At 50.9% G+C, this 1,071-nt stretch carries 1 protein-coding gene; it reads left to right on the top strand.

Going from position 1 to position 1,071, the window contains the following annotated elements; genetic code table 11:
- On the top strand, positions 1–1,071 hold a 1,071-nt coding region (locus C3B51_RS22860), incomplete at both ends, for an amino acid adenylation domain-containing protein (RefSeq protein ID WP_130246507.1).

Below are 1,071 nucleotides of genomic sequence, written 5' to 3' on the forward strand. Positions count from 1 at the left end.
GTGCTGGATGATGAGACAACGGCACGTCGGATAGCGAGCCTGGATATGGCCCGTTTGGATGACAAGCCATCCAGTGACGCACTGGCGTATATTATCTATACCTCAGGCTCTACAGGTCAGCCCAAAGGGGTAATGATAGAGCACAAAGGGGTGGTGAATTTAGTCTTAGCGTTGCACGAAAAGTACGCGCTGACTGCGCAAGACCGGATCTTGCAATTTGCCTCTGTGAGCTTTGATATGTCAGTCGAAGAAATTTTCACATCGCTTTGCCATGGCAACACTCTGGTACTGAGAACCGATGAGTGTATGGCGTCGGCGAACGCATTTTGGCGTTATTGTGAAAGCATGGCCGTGAGCGTTTTCAACTTGCCCCCGGTGTTTTTCCATGAGTTATTGTCAGATGATGTGAGTCCGATGGCCAGTTCACTGAGGCTGGTGAGTGTCGGAGGAGATAAACTGCCAGAGCAGGATATCGTGAGCTGGTATCAACGTGCCCCGGACAGTATTTTGATGACGGCTTACGGACCAACCGAGTATTCAGTCAATATCTCTGTGGCGCAACTCAAAGCAGAAGCGTCTTTCCAAATTGGTAAACCGCTCGCCAATACAGCGGTCTATGTATTGGATGAACAACTTAACACTTTACCCACAGGGGCCGTTGGAGAATTGTGTGTTTCGGGTGTAGGTCTGGCAAGAGGGTACCTCAATAAGCCAGAGCAAACAGCTCAGCAGTTTGTGCCCAACCCCTACTATGAGCAGGGGGCCGTGCAGCATGGAGCGGTCTTGTATCGCACAGGGGATCTGGTTCGCTGGTTGGATAATGGCAATTTAGACTATGTGGGCAGACAAGATCAGCAGGTGAAGATCCGAGGCTTCAGGGTTGAGCCTGGCGAAATCGAATCCTTGCTGAATCAATCGCCTTTGCTCAGCGCGGCGTTGGTTGTGGTCAATAAAGCGCAGCGGCATGAGGCAAAGCTGGTCGCTTATGTGATAGCAGCATCAGCGGAATTGGAAGCCGATTTGGTGACGGAGCTTCAGCAGTATTTGGCAGAGCGTTTACCCAGTTACATG

The sequence above is a fragment of the Pseudoalteromonas rubra genome (assembly GCF_004212645.1).
Lineage (GTDB): Bacteria > Pseudomonadota > Gammaproteobacteria > Enterobacterales > Alteromonadaceae > Pseudoalteromonas > Pseudoalteromonas rubra_G.